This is a genomic window from Streptomyces arenae (genome assembly GCF_022343545.1).
Classification (GTDB): Bacteria; Actinomycetota; Actinomycetes; order Streptomycetales; family Streptomycetaceae; genus Streptomyces; species Streptomyces humi.
In genome coordinates, this window is sequence record NZ_JAKQYH010000040.1 from 84,678 (window position 1) to 100,562 (window position 15,885).

The following is a 15,885-nucleotide window of genomic DNA, read 5'->3' on the forward strand; positions in this document are numbered from 1 at the left end:
TTCCGCACATGATCGACCGGGCTCGGCGCGAAGGGGGGTCTCGACAGCAGGGGCCCGCGGGCCGGCGGAGCCTCGCCGGAATCCGGAGAGGGACCGCGGGCCCGTCCAGCCGAGCAAAGTGCCGGCTGGACGGGCCCGCGGTCCCGCGGTGCCGGGTGTACGCGGTCGGACTCGGGCAGGCCTTCAGGCGGCCGGCCGGATTGCCCGTCCGGGTGCTCTCACGCGGTGGTGCAGGACGTGCCGTTCAGGCTGAACGCGCCTGGTTTGGTGAAGGCGCCGTCGTAGGTGCCCTGGAAGCCGAAGGAGATCTGGCCGCCCGGTGCGATGGACGCGTTGTACGACATGCCGCCGGCCGTCACCGCTCCGGACGAGGGAGAGACGTCGGCGCTCCACGCGCTCGTGATCTTCTGTCCGGCGGGCAGGGTGAACGCGAGTTTCCAGTTGTCGACCGCGGACGAACCCGCGTTGATCACGGTGACGTCGGTGGTGAAGCCGCCCTGCCACACGTTCGTGCCATAGGCCACCTTGCAGGCGGACGAACCACCCGTACCGCCACCCGTACCGCCGCCGAGGTTCACACTGGACGAGAACGAGGTGACCGCCAGCCCCGCGCCGTTCTGCCAGGGCTCAAAGCCTGCCTGAACGCTCGTCAGGTACCAGTTGTCCTGCGCGAGTCCGCGGGAGACGGCCTGGCGGGCGAAGTCCATCACGTCGAAATTCCAGCTGCCGATCGCGGACGGCGCGACGAAGGACAGTACGTCGTTGGAGCCGTTGTTGCCGGACCACACCTCCCACTGGCGTCCGGCCACCGTGGCGGAACCGACGGGCGAGCCCACCGGCTGCACGGACCCCACACGGTTGAACCAGATCATGATCTCGGTGCGGTTCACGCCGTCGGTGCGGGGGGTCGGATCCAGCCAGATGTCGTAGGCGGCGTCGTAGGCCGCACCGCTCACGTAGCTGTAGGAGATGCCCGAGGGCGCGCTCGCGATGGAGCTGAGCCGAGCCGGCAGGTTCGTCCCGGGCGAGCAGTTGGTGTAGTGGCAGCCGTTGTACACGGACGGGTACGACTTCGGCGCGCCGTTCGTCGGAACCGAGCCGTCGGCCTGGGCGATCCTGAAGCCGGAGTCCGTGACGGTGATGCACTGGGTGGCGCTGGTGCCCCAGCGGTTGTTCTGGACGACGTAGCGGCCCTGGATGGTGGTCGTGCCGAATGCGTCGCAGATGGTCGTGTCGGCGTGCGACGCCGGAGCGGCCGTGAGCAGCGCCGCCAGCGCGACGAGTGACGCGAGCAGCGCGCTGATCAGAGTGTGCGCTCTGCCCCGGCTCTTCAACTGTTGCATGCGGATCCTTCGCTGGGGATGTGTGGGGAGCGGCGGAAGCGCCCACATTTTGGGAGCGCTCCCAACTGGATGCTTGGACGGTGAGATGATCATGTCCCTGCCAAGTGCCGGGCGGTCTCCCGTACGGTCGAGGACCGCCCGGCCGGTGCCCCGTCTCCCTGCGACGGGGCGTGTACGCGGGACTTCAGCGGGGGCTATTCGAGGAGTTCCGCGTACGAGCCCATGGCCAGGGCGATGTCGGCCTGGGCCCAGAACCGGTGATAGGTGAAGACGGGTGCCGCGCCGCCTTTGAGGTAGGCCTCGATCTTCGACCAGGCCGGGTCGTTCTTGTAGAAGGACCGCAGCGAGGCGAACGTCGACGAGGAGTTGATCGCGTCCCCGTTCGGCATCGTGCCGCTGAAGGTGCTCGGCACGTACACGCTGTCGTTGAACCTGCTGTAGTCCGTGCGGGTCTCGGGGACAGCGACACCCAGGCTGTCCTGGTAGTTGTTCCACATGCCGTCCAGCAGCGCCTTCGCCGTCGACCTGGCCGTCGTGTCACCGGACTTGGCGCCGTAGTACGTCAGGACCTTGGCGTATGCGGCGGCCACACCGACGTCGTTGGTGTAGTCGGCGACCGTGACGTGGAGCCCGCTGTTGGAGCCGGGGTTCGAGGCGTTCCACGTGTCCGGCTGACCGGACCAGTGGAGGGTCGACGGGATCTGATAGGTGCCGTCCGGGTTGATCGTGGTCTTGGACAGCGCCCACTTGACCCATTTGTCGAGGACCGCCTTGGCCTGCGCGTTCCCCGTCTGCTGGTAGAGCTCGGCGACCCGCTCCATCGACCAGGCCTGGAAGCCGAACCACTGGTTGGACGGCGGGTCGTGGTAGACCGGCTGCTCGTCGTAGTACATCCCGTAGAAGGTCGACGTCCCGGCCGGCGGAGTCGCGTAGCGGCCCGCCCAGCTGTTGGTCGCACCGCCCGCGATGGCACCCTCCGACGACTGGAGCCACTGGTAGAACTCCAGCTGCCGGCTGAGGGACTTGGACCAGTCCGCCGCCGCGGTGGCCGACTTGGGCTTCAGGTCGGCGTCGGAGCTGAGCGCGTAGGCGGCCAGCGGGTTCTGGTAGCCGCTGTGGGCGTAGCTGGAGCCGATGCGCCAGGCCCAGCCGCCGCTGGTGTCGTTCGAGCCGCCCCACGCGTAGTACCAGGAGAGCAGGTAGTGCGAGGCGTCCTTGCCCGTGCCGGCCGGGCAGGTGGACGGGCCGACGCAGTTGCCGATCTTCTTGAAGTACTTGTCGTACATCGCGTAGCGCAGGTAGTCGCCCATCTTCGCGGCCTTGCCGACGGTCGCGGAGACGTCCCCGCCCTTGCCCTGCTGCTTGGCCCACAGATCGGCCCAGTACGCGGCCTGCACGGCGCGGGCGTCGGCGTCCGGGGCGTCGGTGTACTTCCACTGCTTGGCGTAGGACGAGTCGCCGGTGAACAGGTCCAGGTAGCCGTTCTTGCCGCCGTACTTGAACGCGTCGCAGGTCGGCTGCGGAACCGTCTCCCACACCGACTCCTGGGGGCCGCGCTGGAAGGTGTTGATGTACGACGGGCCCTTGGCGGTCGGACCGCCCTCGCAGGTCCCGCCCGGGGTGTCGCCGTAGCCGTAGACGTTGTCGACGTCCTCCAGCCAGTGCATGCCGTACACGTCGTCCGTGCCGTAGGTCGACTTCAGTTCCCCGGCGAGCGGGTCGGTACCGACCGGGACGGACTGGTCCAGCTTGGTCGGGTAGTCGTTCGGAGTGTCCGCTTCCGGAGCGTATGTCGCGGGCTTGGAGGCGTTGTAGAAGGAGTTGGCGGGCTGGTCGGCGTGGGTGGGGATCATGTACTTCTCCATGATCGCCCATGCGCCGTTGAACTTGGACCAGTCACCGGTGACCTTGCCGTACATCGCCTGAAGCCACAACAGGTAGCTGTACGCCTCCGACGTCGTCTCGTGCCCCTGGTCCGGGGCCTCCACGATCAGCGTCTCCACCGAGTGGTAGGGAACGCCGTCGGGCGAGAAGTAGCCGTTCGCCGGGTTGGTGATCTTCCCGTAGAGGTCCAGGAACCGGGCGTCGTACGCCTTCGAGGCGGCCAGCTCCGTCACCGCGACCGTCGCCTTGGTGAACCCCGTCGCCGTCGACTCGAAGGACGCCGCACCGGTCCCCGAGGAGTCCGCGGTGACGGTCACCGTCTGCGCCGTGCTCCAGTTGGCCGGCGTGAAGGTGAGCGAGGCGCCGCCGGTCACGGACAGGCCGCTGTTGCCGCTCGCCCGGGCCGTCGTGACGGTCACGTTCGACGACGGTTGCGAAGACAGCTTCACCGTGTAGGTGCCGGTCTTGCCCTGCTGTACGCCCAGTTGGGTGGGCGAGGCGACGACGGCGGGACCCGACGCGACCGTGATGCCGACCGGCGTCGACGGCGCCGACGCGCCCAGGCTGTCGTACGCCTTTGCCACCAGGGAATGACTGCCCACGGTCAAACTGGAGGTGGACAGGGTGTAGGGCGCGCTGGTGTCCGTGCCGAGCAGCGTCGTGTCGTCGTAGAACTCGACCTTGCTGATCGTCGCGTTGTCGGCGGCCGCGGCGGTGGCGGCGAGCGGGACGGCGGCGCCCTGGGTGTAGACCGCGCCGGCCGTGGGGCTGGTCAGCACGGTGACCGGCGGCTGATGGGCGCCGACGCAGGTGGTGCCGTTGATCGCGAAGCCCGTGGGGGCGGCATTGGTGCCGGTGTAGCTGAACTGCGCACCCGTGGAGACGGCGGCGCCCGCGGCGATCGTGCCGTTGTACCCGGCGTCCTTCACGGTGATCGCCGTGCCGGACTGCGACCAGGTGCCGTTCCAGCCGTTGCCGAGCTTCTGGTTGCCCGAGTAACTGTAGGTCAGGGTCCAGCCGTTGATGGTGTCCGTGCCGCGGTTGGTGATGGTGAGGTCGGCGGTGAAGCCGGAGCCCCAGTCGTTGGTCCTGTAGTCGACGCTGCACTGAACGGCCGCCGCGTGGGCAGGAGTTGCGCTGGTGGCGAGCATCGACAAGGGCAGGGCGAACGCGGCCGCGACGGCGGTCCACAGCCGCCTCACAGCTCTGCGCTTGCGTCCGGGATCCACGTTCTGGTCCTCCTTGCGGAGTGGGGGTCAAGGCTTGAACCAGTGGGAGCGCTCCCATAGTGGGGATGGCGGCTGATCCCGTCAAGACGTTGAGAAGTTGAATCGTGCTGAGCTGAAGCCGCCGAAGAAAGTTAGGCAACAACCCTGTGAAAGCAGCCCGGTTGGCGCTAGCTTCATCGCCACCAGTGGGAGCGCTTCCATCAGTCGACGCGGCCGTCACAGCCCGCCACACTGCAAGGACTCGCTCATGCGACACACGTCGTGTTCAGCACTTATAGCCGTCGCCGGTGTGGTCGCGTTCGTTCCGAGCGCGTCCGGTCCGGGGCTCGACGGTGTCCCGGAACCGGCTCCGTGGCCGGCCACGCCACCGCTGTCCGACGGCAACGCGCCCGCCTCGCACATCCGCGGTGCCTAGCCGGTGGGCGCCGGGGCATGGCCCGTCGCCCGCTCCGCGTCGAAACCCCTGCTCGTGCAAGAGCCTTGGGGCTGCCTTGGGGACGTCCCTGGTCTTGCGCGCCCTCACCTCGTGATCACCTCCAAAGGAGAAGGAACCCGCACTCATGAGCCGTACCAGAATGTCGCTTGTGGCCGCTCTGGCGCTGGTCGCCGGAACCTCGGGCACGGCACTCCTCGCATCACCGGCCGGTGCCGCCATCGCGTCGGTGCCGTGCACCGTGGACTACAAGGTGCAGAACCAGTGGGACACTGGCTTCACCACTGCCGTCACCATCACCAACAACGGCTCAGCCAAGTCGAGTTGGGCGCTGAAGTGGTCGTTCGCCGGGAACCAGCAGATCACCAATGGCTGGAACACGAAGATCTCTCAGAGCGGTGCCACCGTGACGGCCGGCAATGAGAGCTACAACGGCTCCCTCGCGACCGGCGGTTCGGTCAGCTTCGGCTTCAACGGCTCCTACAGCGGCACCAACGCGGTACCGGCCACCTTCACCCTCGACGGCGTCACCTGCAATGTCGACGACGGGGGTGGCACGGGCGGAGGCACCGGGGGCGGCACGGGCGGAGGTACCGGCGGCGGGGGCAGTGGTGGCACCGACGGCCGGGCCGACAACCCCTACGTCGGGGCCAAGGTGTACGTGAACCCCGAGTGGTCGGCCAGGGCGGCGGCGGAACCCGGCGGCAGCCGCATCGCCAACCAGCCCACCGCGGTCTGGCTCGACCGGATCGCCGCGATCAACGGCGTCAACGGCGGCATGGGCCTGCGCGCCCACCTCGACGAGGCGCTGAAGCAGAAGGGTTCCGGGGACCTGGTCGTCCAGCTGGTCATCTACGACCTGCCGGGCCGCGACTGCGCTGCCCTCGCCTCCAACGGCGAACTCGGTCCGAACGACCTCGACAAGTACAAGAGCCAGTACATCGACCCGATCGCCTCGGTCATCTCCGACCCGAAGTACGCGGGCCTGCGGATCGCCACGGTCATCGAGCCCGACTCGCTGCCCAACCTGGTCACCAACGCCGGCGGCACCCCCAGCACCACCGACGCCTGCGTGACCATGAAGAGCAACGGCAACTACGAGAAGGGCGTCTCCTACGCCCTGGACAAGCTCGGCGCCATCCCGAACGTCTACAACTACATCGACGCCGGCCACCACGGCTGGCTCGGCTGGGACAGCAACCTCGGCCCCGCCGTGCAGGAGTTCGCCAAGGTCGCCACGACCAACGGCGCGAGCGTGAACGACGTGGCGGGCTTCATCGTCAACACCGCCAACTACAGCCCCGTCAAGGAGCCGAACTTCAAGGTCACCGACACGGTGAACGGCCAGACCATCCGCCAGTCGAAGTGGGTGGACTGGAACCAGTACGTGGACGAGCAGTCCTTCGCCCTCGGGCTGCGGGACAAGCTGGTCGCCGCCGGATTCAACTCCGGCATCGGCATGCTGATCGACACCTCCCGCGACGGCTGGGGCGGCTCCGCCCGGCCCGCCGGCCCCGGTCCGACGACGTCCGTCGACGACTACGTCAACGGCAGCCGCGTCGACCGGCGCATCCACGCCGGCAACTGGTGCAACCAGAGCGGCGCCGGACTCGGCGAACGGCCCACCGCCGCACCGGCCGCCGGTGTCGACGCCTACGTGTGGGTCAAGCCCCCGGGCGAGTCCGACGGCTCCAGCTCCGCCGTCTCCAACGACGAGGGCAAGGGCTTCGACCGCATGTGCGACCCCACCTACGGCGGCAACGCCCGCAACGGCAACAACCCCACCGGCGCACTGCCGAACGCACCGCTGGCGGGGCACTGGTTCTCCGCCCAGTTCCAGCAGCTCATGCAGAACGCCTACCCGCCACTGCCGTAACCCTGTAGCACGGTGAGTGGCCGCCGGGGCCGGTTGTCAGCGGACCGGCCCCGGCGCAGACGTGCAGGATCGCGGCACACGATCGCCGCTATGCGATGCAGCCACCGGTGACGAATCGCCTCCCTCCGCTCCTCGACAGCCAGGACCTCTTCGCGCTGACGCCGGCGCGGTCGTCGACGAGACAGGCGACGGGAAGGAGTTTCTCCGGGCGTGCCGTCGGCGTCGACGGTGGTCGCCACCGCGATCGCTGCGGGATCGCGCCGAAGAGTCGGCGGAACTCCTCATGGTCCACCCGTGCCATGTCCGCCTCCGTGTCCGCGCCGTCTGGTTGAGTGGTTCGACCGTGACCGTCCCCGGCGGCCGGTGGCCGCTGTCGGCGGACTGGTGGAGATGTGCTCAGTCGGTGCCGTCGGCGCCCCCGTAGCCGTGCAAGAACGCGTCGACCGCGCGGGTGACGCAGGCGCGGACCTGTGCCGGGCTCGGGGCGCGGCTCGCGTAAGGGCTGATGGTGATCTCGGAGTTGACCAGGGCTACGAAGTGCAGGGTGGCGCGGGCGGGGCTGGTGACGTGCAGGAGGCCGGCGTCGGCGAGTTGGGAGAGGCGCCGGGAGACCTCGTGCTGGACGCGCAGGGGTCCTGCCTGCTGCCAGGTGTCGATCAGGGCGGGCGGGAAGTGCTGCATCTCGGCCTTGATCTGCCGGATCATCGCGAAGTGGTCGGGGAACTGGGTGCGCTGGCCGACGAGGGCGCGGCCGAGGGCGATCAGGTCGGCGCGGGCGTCGGTGCCGGAGAGCTGTTCGGCCACCGTCGCGATGAAGGCGTCCGCGACCTGGCCGGCGCTGTCGTGGACGACCTCCGAGAAGAGGTGGTCCTTGCCCTGGAAGTGGTTGTAGATGGTGCGGGTGGACACCCCGGCCTCGGCGGCGATGGCCTCGATGCTGGTGCGGCTGTATCCCTCGCGGCCGAAGACGGTACGCGCGCCCTGGGTGATGGCCCGGCGTTTCGCGGCTCTGCCGCCGGGTCGGCCACGTGGCGGCGCGTCGGGGTCGGCGGGGGCCGCGGGTGTGGTGTTCAGGGGAGCCTCCGGTGGAATCGGGTGGCCCGTCGGCCAGATTGCCATGCATGTTGCATTTTACTTCCTTGAGGATCGAGCGTCGGCCACCCGGGCTCTCAGGCCAAGGGTGGCATCTCCAGGACGGTCTTGCCCCGGCCGTGTCCGCCCTCCACGGCCCGGACCGCCTGAGGCGCCCGCTCGAACGGGATCACGTGCGTCACCTTCGGGTCCAGAGCGCCGGTGCGGACCAGTTCTACGACCGCGCCCAGGATCCGGGGGTCGCGGACCGGCCCCACCGGTGCGCCGCCGAGTGCGGCGACGGCGTCCCGGTCGGCGCCGCTCACCAGTTTCGTACGGTCCGCGAGGAGCGCGGCGCTCGCGCGCAGGACCTCTCCGCCGACCAGGTCGAGCACGCCGTCCACGCGGCCCGGTATCCGCGCGGCGAGGCCGGGTCCGGAGGCGACGAACCGTACACCGAGTTCCTCGACGAACGCGCGCTTGTCCTCGGCCGCCGAGCCCACCACGGTCAGCCCCAGACCCACCGCGACCTGTGCGGCGGCCACACCGACGCCTCCCCCGACGCCCGTGACGAGCAGCGTCGCGCCTGGCGGCAGGGCCAGTTGGTGTACCGCGCCGTAGCCGGTGGCGGCGGCGATCGGGAGGGCCGCGGCGTCGGTCCAGGAGACCTCCGGCGGTTTGCGGACCGCCGCTCGCGCGGGCAGCAGGGTGTACTGCGCGTACCCGCCTGTCGTCGGGCCGCCGAGGACCGCGTCGCCCACGGCGAAGCCGGTGACGCCGGGACCGAGCGCGACGACCGTGCCTGCCGCCTCACCGCCCATCACGGCGGGCAGCACGACAGCGGGCGCCCCGGCCGGGCGGCGGCCCGAGCGGCGTTTCCAGTCAACGGGGTTGACGCCGGCCGCGCGTACGGCGACCAGCAGGTCACCGGGGCCCGGAACCGGTCGCGGGAGGTCGGCGAAGTGCTCGACCTCCGGTCCGCCGAAACGGTCGTACACATAGGCCAGGGGCATGCGGCTCCTCGAGTCTTCAGCACTCGGTCATTAATTGCCATGCAGATTGCACTTTACCCAACTCGCCGGTTAGGCTTCCCGGGTATCGGCGGAGCCCTGTCTTCCGCCGGTGGTACCGACGCGGTGATCACAAGGAGCGCAACGTATGGGCAGCACGGTCGCGATCGTCGGCGGCGGGTACGGAGGGGCTGCGCTGGCCCGTGAACTGGACCCGGACTTCGACGTCGTCCTGATCGATCCCAAGGACGCCTTCGTCCACGCGGTGGCGGCCCTGCGCGGGCTGGTCGACGAGGAGTGGGCCCGGCGGATCTACTTCGGGTACGACGGGCTGTTCACCCGGGGACGGCATGTGCGCGACCGCGCCGTGGCGGTGGACGCGGGAGGTGTCACCACGGCCGACGGCACGCGTGTCGACGCGGACTACGTCGTCCTCGCCACCGGTTCGTCGTACCCCTACCCCGCGAAGCCGGACACCGAGGACAGCGCCGACTCCGTGCTGCGGCACGCGGACACGCGAGCCGAACTCGCCGCTTCCTCGCGGGTGTTGCTGCTGGGGGCCGGTCCGGTCGGGCTTGAGCTGGCCGGGGAGATCACCGAGCAGTGGCCTCAGACGGAGGTGGTCGTGGTCGACCCCGCCGAGGACCTGCTGGGCGGGCGTTATCTGCCCGAGCTGCGCAGCGCGCTGCGCGAGCAACTGGCCCAGCGTGGCGTGCGGCTGGAGCTGGGCAGCGCGCTGTCCGCCCCGCCGCCGGTGCCTGCGGGCGTGCGCGAGCCGTTCTCGGTCACCACCGAGGCCGGGGTCCGGATCGAAGCGGACCTGTGGTTCCGCTGCTACGGCATGACACCCCTCAGCGACATGCTGGCCGCTGAACTCGCGGCGGCCCGGCGGCCGGACGGGCATGTGGAGGTCGACGAGCACCTGCGGGTGGCCGGCACGCCGAACGTGTTCGCCATCGGTGACGTCACGGCCGTACCCGAGCCGAAGCGGTCCAAGGCGGCCACCGAACACGCCGTCACGGTCGCGGCGAACATCAGGGCGCTGGCCGCCGGGCGCCCGGTCGAGCAGACCTACCGGCCGGGGCCGGACGCGGTGCTCGTGCCGCTGGGTTCGACCGGCGGCGCCTCGCAGGTGCCGGGCCCCGACGGTCCGGTCGTGCTGGGCGCGGCGGAGACCTCCGGCTACAAGGGCGCCGACCTGCTGCTCGGACGGTTCGGTGCGCTGTTCGGCACCTCCGGCTGACCTCTCCGGACACCCGATACGACCGTACAGCGCCGCTTTTCCGTACATCCGCCCGGCTACGAGAGGTCGTTGACCGATGACGAACGGAACGCAGTCCCTGGTCGGCAAGGTCGCCGTGGTCACCGGCGGCGCGGGAGGGATCGGCGTCGCGACGGTGGAGGCGCTGGCGGTCGCGGGGGCACACGTCGTCCTGGCGGACGTCGCGGACGACACGGCGAAGGCGGCCGCCGAGAAACTGGCCGCGCAGGGACTCTCGGTGGTCGGGCACGGCGTCGACATATCCTCCGAGGCGAGCGTCGAGAGGCTGGTGGATTTCACCGTCGACACCTTCGGCGGCATCGACGTCCTGGACAACAACGCGGCGCTGACGTCCGCGATCCGGCAGGACCGGGACGTCGTGTCGATGTCGGTGGAGTTGTGGGACCAGGTGCTCGCGGTCAACCTGCGGGGTCCGATGCTGCTGTGCAAGCACACGGTTCCGGTGATGATCGAGCGCGGCGGCGGGTCGATCATCAACATCACCAGCGGCCAGGGCCTGTCCGGCGACCGGGTGATGGTCGCCTACGGCAGCTCCAAGGGCGGGCTGATCGCGCTGACCCGATTCGTGGCCGCCGCGTACGGTGCGGACGGCATCCGCTGCAACGCGGTCGCACCGGGGCTGGTCCGCACGCCGGCGCTGGAGGCGGACATGCCGGTGCCGGTGCAGCAGATGTTCCAGAGCGCGAACCTGATCCCCCGCCTCGGCACTCCCGAGGACGTGAGTCAGTTGGTGGCGTTCCTGGCCTCCCCGGCCGCCTCGTTCATCACCGGGCAGGTCCTCTCCGTGGACGGCGGCTTCCTCGCGCACCTGCCGACCCTCTCGCCGCTGCCGCCGCGCTGAGGGCCCGGGATGGTCCCCGTACGGCCGGTGGTGGCGGACCGCTCCGACACGGTCCGCCGGGTCCGCTCAGCCCGTCCAGGAGGCGAGGCCCGCCTCGATGGCGGGGGCCTGCGGCGCCCCCGCCCAGGCGTAGTAGCCGTCGGGGCGGACCAGGAGCGCCTCGTCGCCGCCGGTGCGGTGCGCGACGACCAGCCCGTCCCGGGCAAGCCCGCCGGCCTCCGTACCCGGCGGCAGGGCCAGCACGAAACGTCCCTCGCGCAGCACCTCGTACAGACGCCCCCGGTCCAGCTCCAGGTCGGGGGCGCGCTTGCCGGTCAGGGGGTGCGCGCCTCTCGGGGCGGGGTAGGAGAAGCCGATGCCGGTGATCTCGCCGACGGCCTGCCGGGTCACCGGGCGGACATGGGTGACCACCAGCTTGCGTACGGTGCGCAGGGCGATCTCCAGCGGGTTGTGGGCCATGGCAAGGCGCAGGTTGAGGCCGCTGCTGCGCAGGACCGCCTTTCCGATGGGGTGGCGTTCGGCGTGGTAGGTGTCCAGCAGGGCGTCGGCGGACCGGCCTTGGAGGACCGCCGCCAGCTTCCAGCCGAGGTTGGCGGCGTCCTGAAGGCCGGTGTTCATGCCCTGGCCGCCGGCCGGGGAGTGCTGGTGGGCGGCGTCGCCGGCCAGCAGGACGCGCCCGACGCGGTAGTCCGGGACCTGGCGTTCGTCGCTGTGGAAGCGGGACAGCCAGCGCGGGTCGTGCATCCCGAAGTCGGAGCCGAAGGCCCGCTCGATGAGTTCGCGCAGTTCCTCGAACTCGACCGGGGAGTCGTCGGGTTCGCCCCGGTGCGCGCGGTCCCAGCCGCCGACCCGCCAGTAGCCGTCACCGAAGGGGGCGATGAAACCGAACGCGCCGCCGGTGCCGTGCACCCGCACCACGAGGGGCGGCTCCTCAGTGAACTTCACGTCGGCGAGCGCGACCGAGCGGATCACCACCTTGCCGGGGAAGGGCAGCCCGAGTGCCTCCCGCACCGCGCTGCGCGCCCCGTCGGCGCCGACGAGATACCCGGTCCGTACGGTCGTGTCGCCCGCCTCCGTGCGCACCGACACGGTGACGCCGTCGCCGTCCTGCTCCAGGCCCGCGACCTCCGTGCCGTACCGGATGTCCGCGCCGTTCTCCACGGCCCGGCGCAGCAGCAGCTTCTCCACCTCGTACTGCGGGGTGACCAGCAGGAACGGGAACCGGGACGGCAGCGTACCGATGTCGAACGGGATCGCCCCGAACAGCCGCAGCTCGCGTATGACCTGGCCGGTGGTGACGAGTTCGTCGGCGATCCCCCGGGCGTCGAGGAGTTCGAGGGTCCGGGCGTGCACGCCGAAGGCCCGGGTCAGGTTGCTGATGCCCTTGGGGCGCTTCTCCAGTACGACGACGTCGACGCCGGCCGCCGCGAGATCACCGGCGAGCAGCAGCCCGGTGGGGCCTGCGCCGGCGACGACGACGGGGGACTCGTGCCTGTGAGACATCCGCGACTCGCTTCCATCGGTGGGAATCGGAGTCCGCCCCCGCAGGGGGTCGGAAAACGCGGTGGTGCCGGAATCCGTTTTCACGTCCGGCACCACGTGAGTGATTTTCGAGCGGTCGCCTCGATCTATTCCGTCGCGGCGACAGAAGTTACAGAAAAAGGCCGCAGGTAGCTCTTCTCATTGCCACCGAGCGGGAATTCAGGCGTGCCCGAGTCGGAATCCGACGCCCCGTACGGTGACGACCCAGCCGCTGTCGCCGAGCTTTCGGCGGAGGCTGCTGACGTGGGTGTCGACGGTCCGCCGGGACCAGGAGTCGCCCCACACCTGCTGGAGCAGGCGCTTGCGCGAGATGACCGTGTCGGGGTGCGAGGCGAGCAGGCAGAGGAGGTCGAACTCCTTGCGGGTCAGGTCCACGCCGTGGCCGTCCATGCAGACCTCGCGGGAGTTCACGTCGATGTGCAGCGGGCCGTGGTCGATCGCCCGGCCCTGCCTGGTCTGGACGCGCACGCGCCTCATGACCGCGTCGATCCGGGCCATCAGTTCACGGAAGCCGTACGGCTTGACCAGGTAATCGTCCGCGCCGGCCTGGAGTCCGAGTACTCTGTCCAGCTCCGAGCCGCGCGCGGTGACGACGATCAGCGGGACACAGCTGACGGCGCGGATGGCCTTGCAGACCTCCAGGCCGTCCAGGTCCGGGAGTTCGAGCTCCATCAGGACGAGGTCCACGGTCTCGTGGGCGGCCAGGGCGACGCTGCCCCGGTCCACGGCGGCCACCTCGTGGCCGTGCCGGCGCAGCGCCTCCTCGAGGGCGCAGGCCGCGGAGGCGTCGCCCTCGACGAGCAGGATGCGCCAGCCTCTGGTGCCGGGTACCGCGACGGGTGCCGGGCCCGGCAGGAGTTCGGTGCGCTGGTTCGGTATGAGAGACCCTGGCAAGAACTCTGACGTCTGAGTCATACTCTCTCCCCCGGTAAGTCATGTTCGTCGCACGAATCAGAACTCACGCACGATTCTACGAACCGGGGCCGTACGTTCCAACCCGCCGCTGTGAATTCTCTGTTGCAGCGACATGAAACGGCTTTCCGGCGCTTGGCGCACGGAATCGCCTTTACGGAATTCGGTTGTGCTTTTGTCAGGCGCGTGCCCGGTCGTCGGCCTCCAGCAGTCTGCGAAGGAGGCTCGTCAGTGTGTCCCGTTCCTCGGGGGCGAGGCAGCCGAGGAAGGAGTCCTGGGACTCCTGGGCCACCTGCCACAGCCGACGCTGCAACCGTGCCCCCTGATCGGTCAGTTCGACCAGTTGCCGACGGCGGTCGAACTGGTCGCGGGTACGGCGGACCAGCCCGCGCTCCTCGATCGCGTCCAGGTAGCCGCCCAGGTGGCTGCGCTGGAATCCGAGCCGGTCGGCCAGCACGTGCTGGGGCAGCGGGCCGAAATCCGAGAGCGCGGTCAGGGTCGCGAAGTGCGGCAGCCGCAGCCCGTGCCGGCCCACCGCCTCGACGAGCGCGTCGTGGCCGATCCGCGCCACGTGTCCGGCCAGGTACGACGGCAGTGCCAGCAGGCTCGGCGGACGGGACGCGCCGTCCTGGGCTGTGGCGCCCGCGGCGGATTCAGGGGTTTCGCTCATGCGTTCACGATAAGGGAATGCGGACTGGACGTAATAATGACATCGTGGAATCATTCCATGACGACACTAGTTCGGCGCTCAATCCGTGCTCCGAAACAGCGGACCGAGGCGCCCGTCCCCGGAGGACCGCTCCATGACCGACACACCAGCCCCCGGCGCACGGCGCGGCACCGCCGCCGCGTTCGCCGCCCTGCTCCTGGCCGTTCTGTCCTTCTCCCTGATGCAGACGATGGTCGTACCCGCGCTGCCCGACCTCCAGCGCGAGTTCGACGCCTCCACGACGGCCGTCTCCTGGGTGCTCAGCAGCTTCCTGCTCACGGCGTCCGTGGCGACGGCCCTGCTGGGGCGGGTCGGCGACATGTTCGGCAAGCGCCGTGTGCTGATCGCCAGCCTCACCGTCTTCGCCGCGGGCACCCTGCTCGCCGCCCTGTCCGACTCCCTGCCCCTGCTGATAGCGGCGCGCGCGGTGCAGGGTGTCGGATCGGCCGCCTTCCCGCTGGCGTTCGGGATCGTGCGTGACCAGTTCCCGCGCGAGCGGGTGCCGGTGGCGATCGGCCTCATCTCGTCCACGTTCGGCATCGGCTTCGGCGTCGGGCTCGTCGTCCCCGGCCCGATCGTCGACGCCCTCGACTGGCACTGGATCTTCTGGCTGGGGCTGGTCGTCATCCTGCTCGGCATCGCCGCCGTCACCGCGTTCATCCAGGAGTCGTCGGTCACCAACCCCGGACGCATCGACTGGGCCGGTGTGGTGCTGCTCAGCGCGGGTGTCGTGGCACTGCTGCTCGCCATCAGCGAGGGCAAGTCGTGGGGCTGGACGTCCGGCGGGATCGTTGGCCTGTTCCTCGCCGCCGTCGTGCTGCTCTCCGTGTTCGTATACGCCGAGAGCAAGGTCCGCGAACCCCTCATCGACCTGGAACTGCTGCGCCGGCCCGCCGTGCTCACCAGTCACATCACCGCGCTCATCATCGGGTTCGGCATGTACGGCGCGTTCACGCTGGTGCCGCTGCTCGCCCAGACCCCGTCCCAGGCGGGGTACGGCTTCGGCGCGTCCGTCACCGAAGCCGGGCTGTTCATGGTGCCGATGGCCGTGACGATGCTGATCGCCAGCCCCCTCGCCGGACGGATCGGCGCGGCCGTCGGCTGGAAGTTGCCGCTCGTCCTGGCCTGCCTGGTCGGCGTCGTCGGCTTCGTGGTCTACGCGGGCGCGCACGACACCGAGTGGACCATGTACCTCGGCTCCGGGATCCTCGGCATCGGCGTCGGCTTCGCCTTCGCCGCCCTCGCGAACCTCGTCGTGAGCGCGGTCGACCGCAGCCAGACGGGCGAGGCGACCGGCATCAACACGATCATGCGTACGATCGGCGGCTCCCTCGGCGCCCAGATCGCCGCGTCGATCGTCGCCTCCAAGACGATCCCCGGCACTCGGGTGCCCGCCGAGTCCGGCTACACCACCGCGTTCGTCATGTCGGCGATCGCCCTGGGCGTCGCGACGCTGGCCGCGCTGGCGGGGCCGGGCAGGTTCTGGGGCAGGACTCCGGCGCCGGTGACGCCGGCTCCCGGCGCGGAGCAGTCGCCGTCGGCGGCCTGAGGCCGTGGGTGCGCGGGGGAACGAGCCCGGGACGGGTGGCTTCACCACGGGGAAGGGGCACGGCGGTGCCATACGGGCCGGCACGCACCCCGCACACCTTGCGATCACAACCCCCTTGCCGTTTCCGGTATGTACCAGGCTCCCTGCCCGCCCCACCTGCCGGCAGCCGCTACCACCCTTCTCTCGACGTCACACCGAGGACCA

At 70.1% G+C, this 15,885-nt stretch carries 11 protein-coding genes; 4 read left to right on the forward strand and 7 right to left on the reverse strand.

The features are described 5' to 3' along the window. Window positions 1-218: 218 nt before the first annotated feature. Window positions 219-1,343, reverse strand: coding sequence for a GH12 family glycosyl hydrolase domain-containing protein (locus tag MB828_RS16565; protein WP_301648854.1), 1,125 nt, complete (start codon window positions 1,341-1,343; stop codon window positions 219-221). Between the two features lie 194 nt (window positions 1,344-1,537). Beyond that, window positions 1,538-4,456 carry a glycoside hydrolase family 48 protein gene (locus MB828_RS16570; protein ID WP_301648855.1) on the reverse strand — a complete coding sequence of 973 codons (2,919 nt, stop codon included), beginning with the start codon at window positions 4,454-4,456 and terminating at the stop codon, window positions 1,538-1,540. Window positions 4,457-5,016: 560 nt separating this feature from the next. Here MB828_RS16570 and MB828_RS16575 point away from each other — a divergent pair. After that, the gene (locus MB828_RS16575; RefSeq protein WP_301648856.1) at window positions 5,017-6,765 is read left to right on the forward strand and encodes a glycoside hydrolase family 6 protein; all 1,749 of its coding nucleotides are present in this window, start codon (window positions 5,017-5,019) and stop codon (window positions 6,763-6,765) included. Between the two features lie 396 nt (window positions 6,766-7,161). Here MB828_RS16575 and MB828_RS16580 read toward each other — a convergent pair whose 3' ends face one another. Beyond that, window positions 7,162-7,884 carry a TetR/AcrR family transcriptional regulator gene (locus MB828_RS16580; RefSeq protein ID WP_133028703.1) on the reverse strand — a complete coding sequence of 241 codons (723 nt, stop codon included), beginning with the start codon at window positions 7,882-7,884 and terminating at the stop codon, window positions 7,162-7,164. A 50-nt stretch (window positions 7,885-7,934) separates the two neighbouring features. Further along, on the reverse strand, window positions 7,935-8,849 hold the full coding sequence (locus MB828_RS16585; RefSeq protein ID WP_301648857.1) for an NADP-dependent oxidoreductase: 915 nt from the start codon (window positions 8,847-8,849) through the stop codon (window positions 7,935-7,937). A 145-nt stretch (window positions 8,850-8,994) separates the two neighbouring features. Between MB828_RS16585 and MB828_RS16590 the strand changes: the two genes are divergently transcribed. Next, entirely contained in the window at window positions 8,995-10,089 is a 1,095-nt protein-coding gene (locus MB828_RS16590) for an NAD(P)/FAD-dependent oxidoreductase (RefSeq protein ID WP_301648858.1), read from the forward strand. Window positions 10,090-10,165: 76 nt separating this feature from the next. Then, a complete protein-coding gene (locus MB828_RS16595) occupies window positions 10,166-10,969 on the forward strand; it encodes an SDR family NAD(P)-dependent oxidoreductase (protein WP_301648859.1) in 804 nt (267 codons plus the stop codon). Window positions 10,970-11,035: 66 nt separating this feature from the next. On the opposite strand, the gene MB828_RS16600 is transcribed toward MB828_RS16595, so the two are convergent. The 3 genes from MB828_RS16600 to MB828_RS16610 form a co-directional block, all read right to left on the reverse strand. Beyond that, window positions 11,036-12,472 carry an FAD-dependent oxidoreductase gene (locus tag MB828_RS16600; RefSeq protein ID WP_301648860.1) on the reverse strand — a complete coding sequence of 479 codons (1,437 nt, stop codon included), beginning with the start codon at window positions 12,470-12,472 and terminating at the stop codon, window positions 11,036-11,038. Window positions 12,473-12,670: 198 nt separating this feature from the next. After that, window positions 12,671-13,426, reverse strand: a complete 756-nt coding sequence (locus tag MB828_RS16605; protein ID WP_301648861.1) for a response regulator transcription factor — start codon at window positions 13,424-13,426, stop codon at window positions 12,671-12,673. Window positions 13,427-13,601: 175 nt separating this feature from the next. Then, window positions 13,602-14,093 carry a MarR family winged helix-turn-helix transcriptional regulator gene (locus MB828_RS16610; RefSeq protein ID WP_301648862.1) on the reverse strand — a complete coding sequence of 164 codons (492 nt, stop codon included), beginning with the start codon at window positions 14,091-14,093 and terminating at the stop codon, window positions 13,602-13,604. A 133-nt stretch (window positions 14,094-14,226) separates the two neighbouring features. On the opposite strand from MB828_RS16610, the gene MB828_RS16615 reads away from it, so the two are divergent. After that, window positions 14,227-15,681: an MFS transporter gene (locus tag MB828_RS16615; RefSeq protein WP_301648863.1), complete on the forward strand. Its 1,455-nt coding sequence runs from the start codon at window positions 14,227-14,229 to the stop codon at window positions 15,679-15,681. The last annotated feature ends 204 nt before the right edge of the window (window positions 15,682-15,885 follow it).